The sequence below is a fragment of the Phaeobacter sp. JH20_26 genome (assembly GCF_048056275.1).
Classification (GTDB): domain Bacteria; phylum Pseudomonadota; class Alphaproteobacteria; order Rhodobacterales; family Rhodobacteraceae; genus Phaeobacter; species Phaeobacter bryozoorum.
The window spans coordinates 49,945-64,502 of record NZ_JAYMWL010000022.1 but is presented as its reverse complement, the minus strand read 5'-3'; the positions used below and the strand labels follow the sequence as shown (position 1 = coordinate 64,502).

13 protein-coding genes are annotated in these 14,558 nt (G+C 65.0%); 8 read left to right on the top strand and 5 right to left on the bottom strand.

Translation table 11 applies throughout. The features are described 5' to 3' along the window. The first annotated feature begins 253 nt into the window (after positions 1–253). Complete coding sequence (locus VWY60_RS17205) at positions 254–1,510, top strand: pyridoxal-phosphate-dependent aminotransferase family protein (protein WP_416541263.1); 1,257 nt, start codon at positions 254–256, stop codon at positions 1,508–1,510. 24 nt (positions 1,511–1,534) lie between these two features. On the opposite strand, the gene VWY60_RS17200 is transcribed toward VWY60_RS17205, so the two are convergent. Continuing rightward, complete coding sequence (locus VWY60_RS17200) at positions 1,535–2,644, bottom strand: pyridoxal phosphate-dependent aminotransferase (RefSeq protein WP_416541262.1); 1,110 nt, start codon at positions 2,642–2,644, stop codon at positions 1,535–1,537. Positions 2,645–2,771: 127 nt separating this feature from the next. Between VWY60_RS17200 and VWY60_RS17195 the strand changes: the two genes are divergently transcribed. Beyond that, positions 2,772–3,557 carry a crotonase/enoyl-CoA hydratase family protein gene (locus VWY60_RS17195; RefSeq protein WP_416541261.1) on the top strand — a complete coding sequence of 262 codons (786 nt, stop codon included), beginning with the start codon at positions 2,772–2,774 and terminating at the stop codon, positions 3,555–3,557. Positions 3,558–3,660: 103 nt separating this feature from the next. Here VWY60_RS17195 and VWY60_RS17190 read toward each other — a convergent pair whose 3' ends face one another. From VWY60_RS17190 to secG, 3 genes are all read right to left on the bottom strand, one after another. Next, the gene (locus VWY60_RS17190) at positions 3,661–4,563 is read right to left on the bottom strand and encodes a fructose bisphosphate aldolase (protein ID WP_416535046.1); all 903 of its coding nucleotides are present in this window, start codon (positions 4,561–4,563) and stop codon (positions 3,661–3,663) included. Positions 4,564–4,812: 249 nt separating this feature from the next. Next, positions 4,813–6,456 carry a CTP synthase gene (locus tag VWY60_RS17185; protein ID WP_340546144.1) on the bottom strand — a complete coding sequence of 548 codons (1,644 nt, stop codon included), beginning with the start codon at positions 6,454–6,456 and terminating at the stop codon, positions 4,813–4,815. Between the two features lie 262 nt (positions 6,457–6,718). After that, entirely contained in the window at positions 6,719–7,081 is a 363-nt protein-coding gene (secG, locus tag VWY60_RS17180) for a preprotein translocase subunit SecG (RefSeq protein ID WP_340546143.1), read from the bottom strand. Positions 7,082–7,326: 245 nt separating this feature from the next. On the opposite strand from secG, the gene nthA reads away from it, so the two are divergent. From nthA to VWY60_RS17155, 5 genes are all read left to right on the top strand, one after another. Next, a complete protein-coding gene (gene nthA / locus VWY60_RS17175; RefSeq protein WP_416541260.1) occupies positions 7,327–7,953 on the top strand; it encodes a nitrile hydratase subunit alpha in 627 nt (208 codons plus the stop codon). Continuing rightward, entirely contained in the window at positions 7,950–8,678 is a 729-nt protein-coding gene (nthB, locus tag VWY60_RS17170) for a nitrile hydratase subunit beta (RefSeq protein ID WP_416541259.1), read from the top strand. Before nthA ends, nthB begins: the two co-directional genes overlap by 4 nt. Beyond that, a complete protein-coding gene (locus VWY60_RS17165; RefSeq protein ID WP_416541258.1) occupies positions 8,675–9,016 on the top strand; it encodes a nitrile hydratase accessory protein in 342 nt (113 codons plus the stop codon). Before nthB ends, VWY60_RS17165 begins: the two co-directional genes overlap by 4 nt. Before the next feature lie 678 nt (positions 9,017–9,694). Next, entirely contained in the window at positions 9,695–11,008 is a 1,314-nt protein-coding gene (locus VWY60_RS17160; RefSeq protein WP_416535050.1) for an adenylosuccinate synthase, read from the top strand. Beyond that, on the top strand, positions 11,008–11,253 hold the full coding sequence (locus tag VWY60_RS17155) for a DUF2842 domain-containing protein (protein ID WP_416541257.1): 246 nt from the start codon (positions 11,008–11,010) through the stop codon (positions 11,251–11,253). The genes VWY60_RS17160 and VWY60_RS17155 overlap by 1 nt, the downstream gene beginning before the upstream one ends. Before the next feature lie 170 nt (positions 11,254–11,423). On the opposite strand, the gene VWY60_RS17150 is transcribed toward VWY60_RS17155, so the two are convergent. Further along, the gene (locus VWY60_RS17150) at positions 11,424–13,754 is read right to left on the bottom strand and encodes a chemotaxis protein CheA (protein ID WP_416541256.1); all 2,331 of its coding nucleotides are present in this window, start codon (positions 13,752–13,754) and stop codon (positions 11,424–11,426) included. Positions 13,755–13,893: 139 nt separating this feature from the next. Between VWY60_RS17150 and VWY60_RS17145 the strand changes: the two genes are divergently transcribed. Beyond that, positions 13,894–14,556 (top strand): thiamine diphosphokinase, encoded by a 663-nt coding sequence (locus tag VWY60_RS17145; RefSeq protein WP_416541255.1) that lies wholly within the window; start codon positions 13,894–13,896, stop codon positions 14,554–14,556. Positions 14,557–14,558: the final 2 nt, after the last annotated feature.

The window sequence follows — 14,558 nt, the reverse complement described above, 5'->3', positions numbered from 1 at the left end:
TCGTCTTGGGGTCAGTCTGGGGCAAGGATCACAACCGATGTGGTTTTTTCTGGCGCTGACATCCACGTCAGGCCTGAGCCATTTAAGCAGCTGGGGGAAAAGGTGCAAGCATGGCGCGGGTTTCGCAGCCGATGGGCCAGCTCTGGGCGGCGGTAAAACCGCTGCGTCAAATGCGCGTGCGGCGCCGTTGCAAGGGGTTGCAGCCACCGCAGACCCGCGTCACAGTTTGCCCAGATAAACATAGGAGTGCAGCATGACAGCGGGTGTTTCCCTTGCCGCGGGACGCGGATATCTGGCCATTCCCGGCCCCTCGGTCATGCCGGACGCGGTGTTGCAGGCGATGCACCGCCCGTCGCCGAATATCTACGCCGGTGAACTGGTGGAGATGACGGCAACCCTGATCCCGGACCTGCGCCGGGTGGCGCGCACCGATCATGATGTGGCGATCTATATTTCCAACGGTCACGGCGCCTGGGAAGCGGCGTTGCTGAACACCCTTCAGCCGGGTGACACGGTGCTTGTCGCCGCCTCGGGCCGTTTTGGCATTGGCTGGTCGGAAATGGCGGAGGCGCTCGGCATCAAGGTGGAGCTTTTGTATTTCGGCACCGGCTCGGCCTGGGACATGGACCAGATCTCCAGCCATCTCGCCGCCGATACCGCCCATCGGATCAAGGCGGTTCTGACGGTGCATGTCGATACCTCCAGCGCGATCCGCAATGATGTGACGGCAATGCGCGCGGCACTGGATGCCTGCGGCCACCCGGCGCTGTTGATGGTCGACTGCATTGCCTCGCTTGGCTGTGACCGGTTCGAGATGGACGACTGGGGCGTGGATGTGATGGTCTCGGCCTGCCAGAAGGGGCTGATGGTGCCTGCGGGCATGGGGTTTGTCTTCTTCGGGCCAAAGGCGGCGGAGGCCCGCGCCCGCCTGCCACGGGTCAGCCGCTATTGGGACTGGCAGCCGCGTGCCAACCCGGAGGAATTCTACCAGTATTTCGGCGGCACCGCGCCCACGCATCACCTCTATGGTCTGCGGGCCGCACTGGATCTGATCCACGGTGAGGGGATGGAGGCCGTCTGGGCGCGCCATCACCTGTTGGCGCAGGCGATCTGGGCGGCCTGTGACCGCTGGGGCGAAGGTGGCCCGCTGCGGATGAATGTGCAGGAGGTCGCTTTGCGGTCAAACGCGGTCACATCGCTGCATATCGACGGCGATCGCGGCACGCGCCTGCGCAATTGGGTGGAACAGACCCTTGGGCTGACGCTGGGCATCGGCCTTGGCATGGCGCCGCCGAACAGCCCGGAGTGGCACGGGTTCCTGCGGCTGGGCCATATGGGCCATGTGAACGGTCAGATGATCATGGGGCTGCTGGGCGGGGTTGATGCCGGTCTGAAGGCGCTGGAGATCCCGCATGGTTCCGGCGCGCTGGAGGCGGCCTCACAGGTGATCGCCGGGGGTGGCGCGGCATCTGTTGCAGACACATCAGAGAGAGGCAGCTGCTGCGGGTGATCCGCAGCAGGCCCTGACGCAGCCTCAGCCGTTGCGCGCCCGCTCCAGCGCGAGGGGCAGCGCGCGGGCAAAGGCGTCCAGCTGATCTTCCGGCCCGCAGCTGACCCGGATGCAGCGGTTTTGCGGCGCCGCAAAGGGCATCCGCACAAACACGCCCTGATCCACCAGGCTCTCCAGCACTGATTTGGCAAAGGCACCGTCACCGCCACAGTCGATGGCCACGAAATTGGTGGCTGAGGGCAGGGGCGTTAGCCCATTGTCGCGGGCAATCTGCGCAATCCGGTCGCGTGCGGTGGCAATGCGGCCCAGCACCTCGGCCAGCCACGCCTGATCCCGCAGGGCCGCCAATGCGCCGATCTGAGCGGTGCGGTTCATGCCGAAATGGTTGCGCACCTTGTTGAAGGCGCTGACCAGCCCGGCCTCTGCCAGCACGTAGCCCACCCGCGCACCGGCCATGCCATAGGCCTTGGAAAACGTCCGAGTGCGTATCACGCGGGGATCGTCGATATCTATCGGCAGGGCAGTGCCCTCGGGGGCGCAGTCGATATAGGCCTCATCCAGCAGCAGCAGGCAGCCCTCTGGCAGGGCGTCCATCGCGGCCAGCAGATCAGCGCCGCTGTGCCAGCTGCCCATCGGATTGTCGGGATTGGCGAGGTAGACCAGCTTGGCATCCACCTCGGCCGCCTTTGCAAAGAGCGCGGCGGGGTCTTCGTGGTCGTCCTTGTAGGGGACGGTATGCAACAGGCCGCCAAAGCCCGCGACATGGTAGTTGAAGGTCGGATAGGCGCCAAGCGAGGTCACCACCGCATCGCCTTCGCCAATCAGCAGCCGCACCAGATAGCCCAGCAGCCCGTCGATACCTTCGCCGATCATGATGTTCTGGGGCGCAACACCGTGATGCGCGGCCAGCGCCTCGCGCAGGTCATGGCTCTCGGCGTCGCCATATTTCCAGATTTCGCCCAGCGAGGCCTGCATGGCCGCAATCGCCTTGGGCGAGGGGCCAAAGATGTTTTCATTGGCGCCCAGCCGCGCCGTGAAGGGCGCGCCGCGCTGGCGCTCCTGGGTTTCCGGCCCGACAAAGGGGACAGAGGCGGGGAGGGAGTGGGCAAGCGGGGTGTAGCGTGGCTGTGTCATGGGCTGAGATAACGTGATCCGGTGCGTCCGGGCAAGCGCGTCGCTTTGCCCCGGCGTTACGCTGGATCACTGCCGGGATCCGGGGCAGTCTGCCGCCAACGAAAATTCCAAGAAGGAGGGCGCCGAGATGGCACGGGTATCGGTAGAGATCGAAGACCATATTGCACGGGTGACATTGACCCGCGGTGACAAGATGAACGCGCTGGACAGCCAGATGATCGAAGAGATCATTGCCGCTGGCGAAAGCCTGATGGACAGCAAGGCGCGGGTGGTTGTGCTCTCGGGCGAGGGCAAGGCGTTCTGCGCCGGCCTTGATCTGATGAGCTTTGCCCAGATGGGGATGAAAGACCCGACAGAGTGGCTGATGAGCCGCTCTCATGGCGATGCCAATCAGGTGCAGCAGGTGGCAATGGTCTGGCGTCGCCTGCCGATGCCGGTGATTGCGGCGATCAACGGCGTGGCCTTTGGCGGCGGTCTGCAACTGGCGCTGGGGGCCGATATCCGCATTGCTGCGCCCGATGCGCGGTTTTCAGTGATGGAGATGAAATGGGGGATCGTGCCGGATATGGGCGGCATGGTGCTCTTGCCGCGGCTGCTGCGCTCCGATGTGCTGCGGCGGCTGACCTATACGGCGGAGAAAGTGTCGGCGCCGCAGGCGCTGGACTGGGGGCTGGTCACCGAGCTGGCCGAGGATCCCATCGCCCGCGCCCATGAACTGGCGTCATTGATCGCCGGGCAAAGCCCCGCCGCCATCCGCGCGGCAAAAACGCTGATCGAGACGGCCGAGGCCAGCGCGGATCGCGCCGAGGTGCTGCTGGAGGAATCCCGTGTTCAGGTCGGTCTGATCGGCAAGCCTGAGCAGATGGAAGTGGTCGCCGCCCAGATGCAGAACCGCGCGCCTAAATTCGACTGAGGCCGACGTCAGCCAGTCAGTGCAATGAAAGAGAGCCGCGCCGGGATCTGACCGGCGCGGCTCTTTACCTTGTTGTCTGTCCCCGTCAGGGGCGGCGTGATCGTCAGATCGAGGCGCGGTAGATCTTGTCGATGTTGGAGCCAAGCGCTGCGTTGTAGTCGCTGTCGCTCATCGCGACATTCAGACCTTCGGTCAGGGCGCGGCTGAAGGAGGCGATCATCGTGCTGTTCTTGGCCAGCTTTTCGCAGGCGTCATCGGTGGTGTAGCCGCCGGACAGCGCAACAACGCGCACCACATTGGCATGGGCGGCGAGATCGTCATAGAGACCGGCCTCGGTCGGGATGGTCAGTTTCAGCGCCACTTTGGTGTCGGCGGGCAGGGCGTTCAGCTCGTCCAGAATCGCAGCCTTCAGCAGGGTTTCCGCCTCGGCTTTGGTGGCGGAGTTGATGTCCACTTCGGGTTCGATGATCGGCAGCAGACCGGCAGCGGCAATCTGGCGGCCGACGATGAACTGCTGGCCGACGACGTTCTTGATGCCGGTGGCATTGGCGCCCTTGATCACCGAGCGCATCTTGGTGCCGAAAATCCCGGCCTGTACCGCGCGCGACAGCAGCTGATCAAGATCGGGCATCGGTTTCATGGTCTGGGCGTCGTCCGCCTCATCCGCGAGGCCCTTGTCGACCTTGAGGAAAGGCACTACGCCGCAATTGTCCCACAGGTAGGCAGGCACCGGGATGCCGTCGATTTCGGCATCCATGGTTTTTTCAAACAGGATCGCGCCGAGGATCTTTTCGCTGTTGAAATCCGGTGCGGTGATGATGCGGGCACGCATTTTCTGGATTTCGCCGAACATCTCGTCGTCATTGCTGTAGGCGTCTTCGGTCACGCCATAAAGCGCCAGCGCCTTCGGGGTTGACCCGCCGGACTGATCGAGCGCCGCAATGAAGCCCTTGCCGTTTGCGATGCGATCGAGCTGAGCAGTCTGGGTCGAGGTTTCTTGCGCCATAGGTCGGGTCTCCACGAAAAGGGATTGTCTGTCTGGCATCGTCTATACCGCGCCTGCGGTGGGAAACAACTATCTGTATCAAGTGGTTGCGCTAACGCCTCCGCTAACAGTGACGCGACCGGGCGGCGGTTCGGCGAAACATCGCAGGCAGGCATATCCGTCAGGCGTTCGCACGCAAAAAAGGCAGACCGGGGCGGTCTGCCTTTTGGTGTGTTTCAGTCAGGCCCGATGCGTCGGGCGCTGTGCCGGTCAGACCAGCCGCGAGGCTTCCTTGGCGGCGCGGACGAAATCGTCAAACAGCGGGTGCGGCTCAAACGGTTTCGACTTCAGCTCGGGGTGGAACTGTACGCCGATGAACCACGGGTGATCCGTCCATTCGACGATTTCCGGCAGGCGACCATCCGGCGACATGCCGGAGAATTTCAGGCCACAGGCTTCCAGCTGCTCGCGGTATTTGGTGTCCACCTCATAGCGGTGACGGTGGCGTTCCTCGATCCGGGTGGTGCCATAGACCTCGGCCACCTTGGAGCCTTCGGCCAGCGTGGCGTTGTAGGAGCCCAGACGCATGGTGCCGCCTTTGTCGTCATCGACCTTGCGCGCCACGGTGTGGTTGCCCTGCACCCATTCCTTCAGGTGATAGACCACCGGTTCAAAGCGTTTCTTGCCTGCCTCATGGTCGAATTCCTCGGAGCCTGCCTCCGCGATGCCCGCGACATTGCGCGCAGCCTCGATGACGGCCATCTGCATACCCAGACAGATGCCGAGATAGGGCAGCTTGTGCTCGCGGGCATATTGAGCGGCCTTGATCTTGCCCTCGGTGCCGCGCTCGCCAAAGCCGCCGGGCACCAGAATGGCGTTATAGCCTTGCAGGTAGGGAGCGGCGTCTTCCTTGTCGAACAGCTCGGCATCGACCCATTCGATCTTTACCTTCACGCGGTTGGACATGCCGCCATGGGTCAGCGCCTCGGCGATGGATTTATAGGCGTCTTCCAGCTGGGTGTATTTGCCGACGATGGCGATTTTGACCTCGCCTTCGGGGTTGTAGATGCGATCGGCCACATCTTCCCAGCGGGTCAGATTGGGTTTCGGGGCCGGCGCAATGCCAAAGGCATCCAGAACCGCCTGATCGAGACCTTCGCGGTGATAGGCCAGCGGGGCCTCGTAGATGGACTTCAGATCCTGCGCGGCAATCACGCTGTCGGCGCGCACATTGCAGAACAGCGCCAGTTTTTCGCGTTCCTTGTGCGGGATCGGCCCTTCGGAGCGGCAAACCAGGATATCCGGTGCCAGACCGATGGAGCGCAGCTCCTTCACCGAGTGCTGGGTCGGCTTGGTCTTCAGCTCGCCGGAGGCCTTGATATAGGGCAGGAGGGTCAGGTGCATGAAGATACACTGGCCACGCGCCTTGTCATTGGCGAACTGGCGGATCGCTTCAAAGAAGGGCAGCCCCTCGATGTCGCCGACGGTGCCGCCGATTTCGCAGAGCATGAAATCAACCTCATCTTCACCGATGGAGATGAAGTCTTTGATTTCATTGGTCACATGCGGAATGACCTGAATGGTCTTGCCGAGGTAGTCGCCGCGACGTTCCTTTTCCAGCACGTTGGAATAGATCCGGCCCGAGGAGACCGAGTCGGTCTTGCGGGCGGCCACGCCGGTGAAACGTTCGTAGTGACCGAGGTCGAGATCGGTTTCGGCACCGTCATCGGTGACGAAGACCTCGCCATGTTCGAAGGGGCTCATCGTGCCCGGATCGACGTTCAGATAGGGATCCAGTTTGCGCAGGCGGACGGAGTAGCCGCGCGCCTGCAAAAGTGCCCCAAGAGCGGCGGATGCCAGCCCTTTGCCCAGAGATGATACAACACCGCCAGTAATGAAAATGAAACGCGCCATGTCTGTTCGGCTGCCCCCGTGAGAAGTCAGAATTCAGCTGCCCGGCGGTTGCAGAAACCGCAGCATCACGGGGCTTTACATATAAAGGATTCGCGCAAAATGCGCAAGCAAGCCGCAAGATGCTGTTACGGCTGCTTTTGTTCATTCTAAGTGTAGTGGATCCTCGCGAATCCCGCGTCAGACGCTCTGGTCTTGCCGGATCTGCCCGAAGCGCAATTGGCTGTCGGGCTGATCCGAGGGTCCTCCGGGCCGGGTGGCCGGATTAGTCTGCGCTGGGAACCAGCGGTGCATTGTCACCCTGCACCGGCGGCAGCAGGTCGCTGCCCAGCGGGGTGTCGGGTGTGTCGGCAGCGCCTTCTGCGGCAGGCGCCGAGAGGCGATCTGCAACCGAAGAGCCTGCGGATTTCTGTGCTGCCAGAATGGTCAGCGTGATGGATGTGGCGATGAAGGCCACGGCCAGGATCCAAGTCACCTTGCTCATCGCGGTGGCTGCTGCACGGCCGGACATGGCCCCGCCGCCGCCGCCGCCCATGCCAAGGCCGCCGCCTTCGGAGCGCTGCAAGAGGACAACGGCAATCAGCCCCAGGGCCAGAAGAAGATGGATGATGAGTACGACGTTTTCCATAGGATCCTACGGCGGTTGGCTGAGTATCGGGCGGTAAATAGGGAAGATTGCTCTGAGGGGCAAGGGCTCAGTTTGCCGAAGGGCGGAGAAGGCGGACCTGCGGCGTTTCGGGCGCATCAAATCCGCAGAAAACGGCGCATGAGAGGTCCGGCTGCCGCGGCTGCGCGCGGGCATCACGGCTGGTGATCGGGATCATGACGGATTGTGACTGGACAGCTTTGCGCCGCTGCGGGCAGTCTCGCCCTATGCCTCATGATCACGCAGACGCCCCGCATAGCCTGTTGCCCCCGGACCCCGCCCTGCGCGTCAAGGCGCTGGAGACGGTGCTGACCCGAAAGGGGCTGATTGATCCGGCGGCGCTGGATGAAATTATCGATACCTATCAGAACCGTATCGGCCCGGCCAATGGCGCCCACGTGGTGGCGCGGGCCTGGGCTGATCCTGAGTTTCGGGCGCGTCTGCTGGCTGATGCCGATCCGGTGCTGGCGGAGCTTGGGTATTATGGCCGTCAGGGTGAACATATGGTGGTGGTCGAGAACACCGCGCAGCAGCATAACATGGTCGTCTGCACCTTATGCAGCTGTTACCCCTGGCCTTTGCTGGGGATCCCGCCGGGCTGGTACAAATCCGACGCCTACCGCGCCCGAGCGGTACGCGAGCCGCGCAAGGTGCTGGCGGAATTCGGCGTGAGCCTGCCCGACGGCACCGCGGTGCGGGTCTGGGATTCTACCGCTGAGGTCCGTTATCTGGTGCTGCCGATGCGGCCTGCGGGCAGTGAGGGGCTGAGCGAGGACGCGCTGGCGGCGCTGGTCAGCCGCGACAGCATGATCGGCACCGGTCTGGCACAGCTGCCCGAGGGGGCAGCGACATGAGCAGGCTGCATGACATGGGCGGGCGATTCGGGGACGGGCCGGTGGTGCCCGAGGCTGAGGATGCCCCGGTCTTTGCCGAAGAGGTTTTTGCCGAAGACTGGCACGCCCGTGCCCTGGCGGTGACGCTGGCCTGCGGCGCGCTGGGGCAGTGGAATATCGACACCTCGCGCCACGCCCGCGAGCGGCTGGCACCGAAGGATTACACGCGGTTTTCCTACTACGAGAAATGGCTGGCCGGACTGGCGACGCTGTTGGTGGAAAAGGGTGTGCTGAGCCGCGCGGATCTGGCGACAGCCGAGGCAGGGGGGCGTCAGAAAGACGGCACGGGCGCAGAGGCCGTGGCCCCGCATCCGCTCGCTGCCCGTGCGCTGAAGGCATCGGATGTGGCCGCAACCCTCGCCAAGGGCGGACCGGCGGACCGGCCCTCTGATGTGCCGGTGGTCTTTGCCCCCGGCGATGCGGTGCGCTGTCGCCGCCCCGGTGGCAACCGGCTGGTGGCGGGCGGTCACACCCGATTGCCCGACTATGCAGTGGGCGCCAGCGGTCGCGTGCTGCGCCTGCATGGGGCGCATGTTCTGCCGGACAGTGCCGCACATGGTCTGGGGGAGGCGCCGGAGCCGCTTTATGCGGTGGTGTTCCCGGCGGCCGAGCTGTGGAGCGCGCCGGAGCATCCGCGCGACGAGGTGGTTCTCGACCTGTGGCAAAGCTATCTGGAGCCGGCATGAGCACAACTGACACGCCGGTGGCAGAGCGCCCGGAACCGGCCTTTGAACAGCCGTGGCATGCGCAGGTCTTTGCGCTGACGGTGCATCTGAATGAAAGCGGGGCGTTGTCCTGGGGCGACTGGGTGACGCGGTTTTCTGCCAGCCTGCGCCGCCATGGGCTGGAGCGCGATCTGAACGGGGGCGAGGATTACTTTGCCGTCTGGCTGGAGACGCTGGAGATGTTTCTGGCAGAGACAGGCCGGGTGGCTCCTGCCGATGCCGAGGGGATGCGCGCCCGCTGGGAGGCGGCTTATCTGTCGACGCCACATGGCATGCCGGTTGAGCTGCCTGCGGATTAGTCGGGCGAGTGGCCGGAAATATCGTCTGCGGAGGGCCGGGCGCAGCTGCACCAGTTCGGGGCGCCACCGCCACGGCTGATGGCGCGGCGCGGGGAGATCCGCACCGGGTCTGGGTCGTTCGGGTCTGGGTCGTTCGGGCCTGTGTCGTTCGGGCCTGTGTCGTTCGGGCCTGGGTGTCTCTTCTGTCGCTCTCTCGTGTCCTTCCTGTCTCTGTTTCGCCGTCCCAGTCTATCGGTCTGTTTGTCTGTCTCGTCTCGGTTGCGGTCTCGCGCTGTGCCAAAAGCAGGGATGGCGGCGCCGCCGGTGGAGGTGGACAGGCCCGGATGGGGCCTGCGCAGGCAGGATATCCTGACACGCCCCCGATGGGATCGGGGCCGGTCTCCTGTGCGTGTGGGTGCGCCGGGCTTAAGTGACCCTGACGCGGGGGATCGATCCGCGCCCAGACTGACATATCCTGGTCCCGAAGGGGTGAAGAGGGCGCGCGCTGCGGACGCAACGGCCCTGCGACGGGCGCTCCACGCGCAACAGCGCTGCGCGGCGGCCTGATCGTCCATTTTCGCCACGCAGCAGGGGGCTTTGCCGTGGATTCCCGCGCCTGCGACGAAAAACCGGTTCCCCTGTCTGCGCGGTCTCGTTATACGGAGCGTCGGTTTCAACCAGCATACATGAGGACCTGAGATGGCCAATGTCGTGGTAGTCGGCGCCCAATGGGGTGACGAAGGTAAAGGCAAGATTGTCGATTGGCTCAGCGAACGCGCTGATGTCATTGCGCGTTTTCAAGGCGGCCATAACGCCGGTCATACGCTGGTGATCGACAGCAAGGTCTACAAGCTGCACGCGCTGCCCTCGGGCGTGGTGCGTGGCGGCAAGCTCTCGGTCATTGGCAACGGCGTGGTGCTGGACCCCTGGCATCTGATGAAGGAGATCGAGACCGTGCGCGCCCAGGGCGTGGACATCTCTCCCGAGACGCTGATGATTGCGGAGAACACGCCGCTGATCCTGCCGCTGCATGGCGAGCTGGACCGGGCGCGCGAAGAGGCGGCCTCCAAGGGCACCAAGATCGGCACCACCGGTCGTGGCATCGGCCCGGCCTATGAGGACAAGGTGGGCCGTCGTGCGATCCGTGTCGCGGATCTGGCGGATGAGGCGACCCTGGTCGCGCGTGTTGATCGTGCGTTGCAGCACCATGATCCGCTGCGCAAGGGTCTGGGCATCGAGGCCGTGGATCGCGACGATCTGATCGCGCAGCTGAAAGAGATCGCCAAGGATATCCTGCCCTTTGCCGCACCGGTGTGGAAAGTGCTGAATGAAAAGCGCAAGGCGGGCAAGCGGATCCTGTTTGAGGGGGCGCAGGGTGCGCTTCTGGATATTGATTTCGGGACCTACCCGTTTGTGACCTCCTCCAACGTGATTGCCGGTCAGGCGGCAACCGGTGTGGGCATTGGTCCGGGCTCCATCGACTATGTGCTGGGCATCGTGAAGGCCTATACCACCCGTGTGGGCGAAGGCCCGTTCCCGACCGAGCTTTTGAAGGAAGACGGCACCCCGGATGCCGATGGCGAGCGTCTGGGCACCCGTGGTCATGAATTCGGCACCACCACCGGCCGTCAGCGCCGCTGTGGCTGGTTTGATGCCTGCCTTGTGCGTCAGACCTGTGCCACCTCCGGCATCACCGGCATTTCGCTGACCAAACTGGACGTATTGGACGGGTTCGAGACGCTGAAGATCTGTGTCGGCTATGAGCTGGACGGCGCGCGTCTGGACTATCTGCCGACCGCAGCCGACCAGCAGGCGCGCTGCACCCCCATCTATGAAGAGATGCCGGGCTGGAGCGAGAGCACCGAAGGGGCGCGCAGCTGGAACGACCTGCCTGCCAATGCCATCAAATACGTCAAGCGCGTGGAAGAGCTGATCGACTGCCCGGTTGCGCTTTTGTCCACCAGCCCGGAGCGGGACGACACCATTCTGGTGACCGATCCCTTTGCCGACTGATGTCGGGCGAGGGTGGTCTGAGCTATAAGGCGCGGCGGCGCTGGGCGCTGGTGATCCTGTTGATTGGCATGCCGGTCTATATCGTGCTGGCGGTCAATGTGATCAGCTGGCTGGACCGGCCGTCGCTGCTGGTTGAGCTGATTGTCTATGTGGTGCTGGGTGTCCTGTGGATCCTGCCGTTCAAATTCGTCTTTCGCGGTGTCGGCAAGGCGGATCCGGATGATGCGGATCAGGATCAGGGCTGAGGCGCCGGGATGAGAGCCGTGGAGGGGCGCTGCCCCTCTTGACCTGACGGTCAATTCACCCCGGAGTATTTCGGGAAAGATGACAGGTCGGCAGTGTCACGCCGGGCTGGTCTCAATCTAAAAAGGCGGCCTTTGGGGGCCGCCTTTTTTAGTGTCATCTGGGTCGGGGATCAGCCTGCGGCGCGGTTGCCAGGCTGGAAGCCGATCTGGCCGGAGGCGGTGAAGCGGCCATTGTCGGCGCGTTCGATCTTGCCCTCGCGCAGGAGCTGGCCAAAGCTGCGCAGCCCGTCCTCGCGGTTGAAGTCGGTGCCATCGACATCGCGGACCTTGTTCATCAGCTGCGGACGCGAGAAGTGATCGCGGCCTTCGACAAAGCTCATGTAGGCGGCGGCGGCTTCGAGAAGTTCGGCCAGTTCCACGGCGCCGGATTTCGCAGCATAGGCCGCAAAGCCGCCGTCGCTGCCGCTGTTGCGCGGGGCCTCTTCGGCCAGCACGGCGGCGGAGACCCGGCGCGGGCGCACGGGGGCGGCGGCGCTGTCGTCGATGCGCTGTTCCTGCACCAGTTGCAGCGGTGCGGGGCGGCTCGCCGGTTTGGCGGGCCGCTGGTCGGCGGTCTCGCGGGATTCGGGGCGGCGCGGGCGCACCACGCTGGCCAGATCGTCACGGTAGACCTGAGCGTCGTCCTCGGCCTCCAGCGCGCCACCGGCGGAGCGCTCGGTCGAGGCCGCAGCCATGACCGCGCGCAGCTGGCTGTAGGTTTCGCGCGAGGTGGTGTTTTCGGGGTCTTCCAGGCGTTCGTCAGCGGCGGCCATCAGACGGGCGATATCGCTGTCGGCGGTGCTGGTGGCGCCGCGTCGGGAGCCCGGCGCCACGGCGGCGGCGGCCTCTGCGGCGCTGTTGAGCGGTGCGTCAGTGCGGGGCGAGGCGCGCACAGCTGCGGCCGGTGCGGCGCTGTCCTCGTCCTCGTCATCCTCGTCGTCAAAGAAGGCCTCATCATCATCGCTGCCCAGCAGATCGGCCTCGACGGCGGCGAGTTCGGCCAGCAGTTCGGCCTCGTCATCAGGTGAGAGGCTGCTGTGGGTTTCTGGGTCGGCTTTGGGCGCTGCACCCGTGCGGGTTTCTGGGCGGGTCTCTGGTCGGGCCTCGGTGCCGGCCTCGGATGTTTCGGCGACCTCGGGCGCCGGGGCGGCGGGTGTCGCCGGAGGGGTATCGGGCACAGTCGCAGCGGCAGTGTCGTCTAGTTTTTCCAGCGTGCCATCGGCCATGGCGCCTTCGATATCGCGGCGCTTGATCCGCAGCACGCGGCCACGTTTGCGGGGCGCGGCGGTTTCGGGCGCGGCTGGGGTCTCGGCGGCGGTCTCGCTCTTTGAGGTTTCTTCCGGGGCGCGCTCGGCCTGCTGGACCTCTGCCTGCTGGACCTCTGCCTTCGCAGGCTGTGGCTGGGCAGTTTCCGACAGGGGCGCGACCCTCTCGTCGAGATCGTCCTCAAGGCTGTCGGCCTCGGTGTCATCCGTGGCGCTGCTGCTGTCGGCGAAGAATTCTTCGGCGCCTTCGGGGACGTTGGGCACGCTGGGTGTCGCAGGAACTGACGGGGTGTTGCCGAGGTCGAGCCGGTTCAGCGCAGCGGCGATGGCGGCGTCATCCTCGTCGTTTTCGTCGAGCTCCTGCGCTGCGATCTGGCCATCTGCGGCGCGCGGAGCGTCGACGGCATCGTGATCGGCGGAGAGCGCGTTGGTGATTTCCTTGACCGCCTCTTCGCGGGCCTGTTCGGCGTGCTGGTCTTCGGTGAACTCATCAACCGGGGTCTTGGCCACAACAGCGCGGATGCGGCGCAGCTTGGCGGCGATGCTTTCGGCGTTGGTCTCGGCATCGGCCGTGGCGGCCGTACCGCTATCGTCTGGGGCATCCTGGGCCGCGAGGGCAGAGGCGGCAGCGGCTGCCGGGGCTGCGGCGATTCTGGCGGCGGCAGAGGTGGGTGCGGCCTGCTGGACCGGCTGCAACTTCACCTCAGCCACAGGCGTCGCCGAGGGCTCTGACAGCGGCGCGCGGGCTTTGGGCGCGCTGGCCGGGGCGGTGCGGGCGGTGGGGTCTGTCGGTTCGGCAGCGCTGACAGGGGCCGGGGCAGCAGGGGCGGCGAGGGCGCCGGTGGCGCGATGCTGCGAGGTCTCTTCGCTGGCCTGCTGGGCAGCGGGGCGGGGCGGTGTTGCGCTCTGCGGCGGTGCGGTCTGTTGCGGCGGCGGCGGCAGGGTGGCGGCGCGCAGGTGGATGCCCTCGGCGCTGGTGCGCGCCTCGACCTGGCGGGCGACCTCACGCTGGGCGATGCGCGCCAGCATTTCGGCGTCCGGCTGCGGCGGTTCGGCCCCGAAGTAGCGGTCATCGGAGGCCAGATCGCGGAAATACTCCGCAATGGCCTTCATCGTGCCGAATGAATCGTCGAACCCCTCCAATGTGCAGGAAAAAGTCCCGTAGGAGACTGTCAAAACCTTATTGTTCTGTACCATCGGATAGGTGTCCTCGCCAAAGTCAGTGCCGTCTACGTTGACCGCCCAGGGGGTCAAATTGCGCCCGAATCCGTGCAATTGATCGTATCATTTTGTGTCCACATTGTGGTCTGTTTCCTTTTCTGCGAGTAATCCCAGCATGAAAGAGCTGATTGTTGAACGGTTTGAGCCGGTAACCCTGGTCGGGGCGGGCGCGGTGGATCCCGGGGATCTGGAGGCGGCGCTGGCGCTGGCACCGGTGCTGGTGGCGGCGGATGGTGGTGCAGCCCATGCGCTGGCGGCGGGGCTTCGACCGGTCGCCGTCATTGGCGATCTGGATTCGCTGTCGGCGGATGTGCAGGCGCAGCTCGCCCCCGGCACGCTGCACCATGTGGCCGAGCAGACCACGACGGATTTCGACAAGGCGCTGCGCGTGATCACTGCGCCGGTGGTGCTGGGGGTCGGGTTTCTGGGCGGGCGGATTGACCATCAGCTGGCCGGGTTCAATACGCTGATGCAGCCACATCCCAGCCCCTGCGTGCTGCTGGGGCCGCAGGAGGTGGTGTTTCATCTGCGCGGCGAGATCGCCCTGCCGCTGGTGGCGGGGGAGGTGGTCTCGCTGTTTCCGATGCAGCGGGTGAGCGGCTGGTCGGAGGGGCTGGAATGGCCCATCGAGGGCTTGCAGCTGGATCCGATGGCGCGGGTCGGGACCTCCAACCGGGCGACGGGGCCGGTTCGGATCCGGGCCGATGGGCCGGGGCTGCTGGTGATCCTGCCACGGGCGCGGCTGGGCGTGGTGGTGGGTGCGCTGGCTGCTGGCTGAGG

Bases quoted from the DNA above. Each gene is read 5' to 3' on its own strand.
- VWY60_RS17205 (WP_416541263.1), top strand. From the start codon at position 254: ATGACAGCGGGTGTTTCCCTTGCCGCGGGACGCGGATATCTGGCCATT.
- VWY60_RS17200 (WP_416541262.1), bottom strand. From the start codon at position 2,644: ATGACACAGCCACGCTACACCCCGCTTGCCCACTCCCTCCCCGCCTCT.
- VWY60_RS17195 (WP_416541261.1), top strand. From the start codon at position 2,772: ATGGCACGGGTATCGGTAGAGATCGAAGACCATATTGCACGGGTGACA.
- VWY60_RS17190 (WP_416535046.1), bottom strand. From the start codon at position 4,563: ATGGCGCAAGAAACCTCGACCCAGACTGCTCAGCTCGATCGCATCGCA.
- VWY60_RS17185 (WP_340546144.1), bottom strand. From the start codon at position 6,456: ATGGCGCGTTTCATTTTCATTACTGGCGGTGTTGTATCATCTCTGGGC.
- secG (WP_340546143.1), bottom strand. From the start codon at position 7,081: ATGGAAAACGTCGTACTCATCATCCATCTTCTTCTGGCCCTGGGGCTG.
- nthA (WP_416541260.1), top strand. From the start codon at position 7,327: ATGCCTCATGATCACGCAGACGCCCCGCATAGCCTGTTGCCCCCGGAC.
- nthB (WP_416541259.1), top strand. From the start codon at position 7,950: ATGAGCAGGCTGCATGACATGGGCGGGCGATTCGGGGACGGGCCGGTG.
- VWY60_RS17165 (WP_416541258.1), top strand. From the start codon at position 8,675: ATGAGCACAACTGACACGCCGGTGGCAGAGCGCCCGGAACCGGCCTTT.
- VWY60_RS17160 (WP_416535050.1), top strand. From the start codon at position 9,695: ATGGCCAATGTCGTGGTAGTCGGCGCCCAATGGGGTGACGAAGGTAAA.
- VWY60_RS17155 (WP_416541257.1), top strand. From the start codon at position 11,008: ATGTCGGGCGAGGGTGGTCTGAGCTATAAGGCGCGGCGGCGCTGGGCG.
- VWY60_RS17150 (WP_416541256.1), bottom strand. From the start codon at position 13,754: ATGGTACAGAACAATAAGGTTTTGACAGTCTCCTACGGGACTTTTTCC.
- VWY60_RS17145 (WP_416541255.1), top strand. From the start codon at position 13,894: ATGAAAGAGCTGATTGTTGAACGGTTTGAGCCGGTAACCCTGGTCGGG.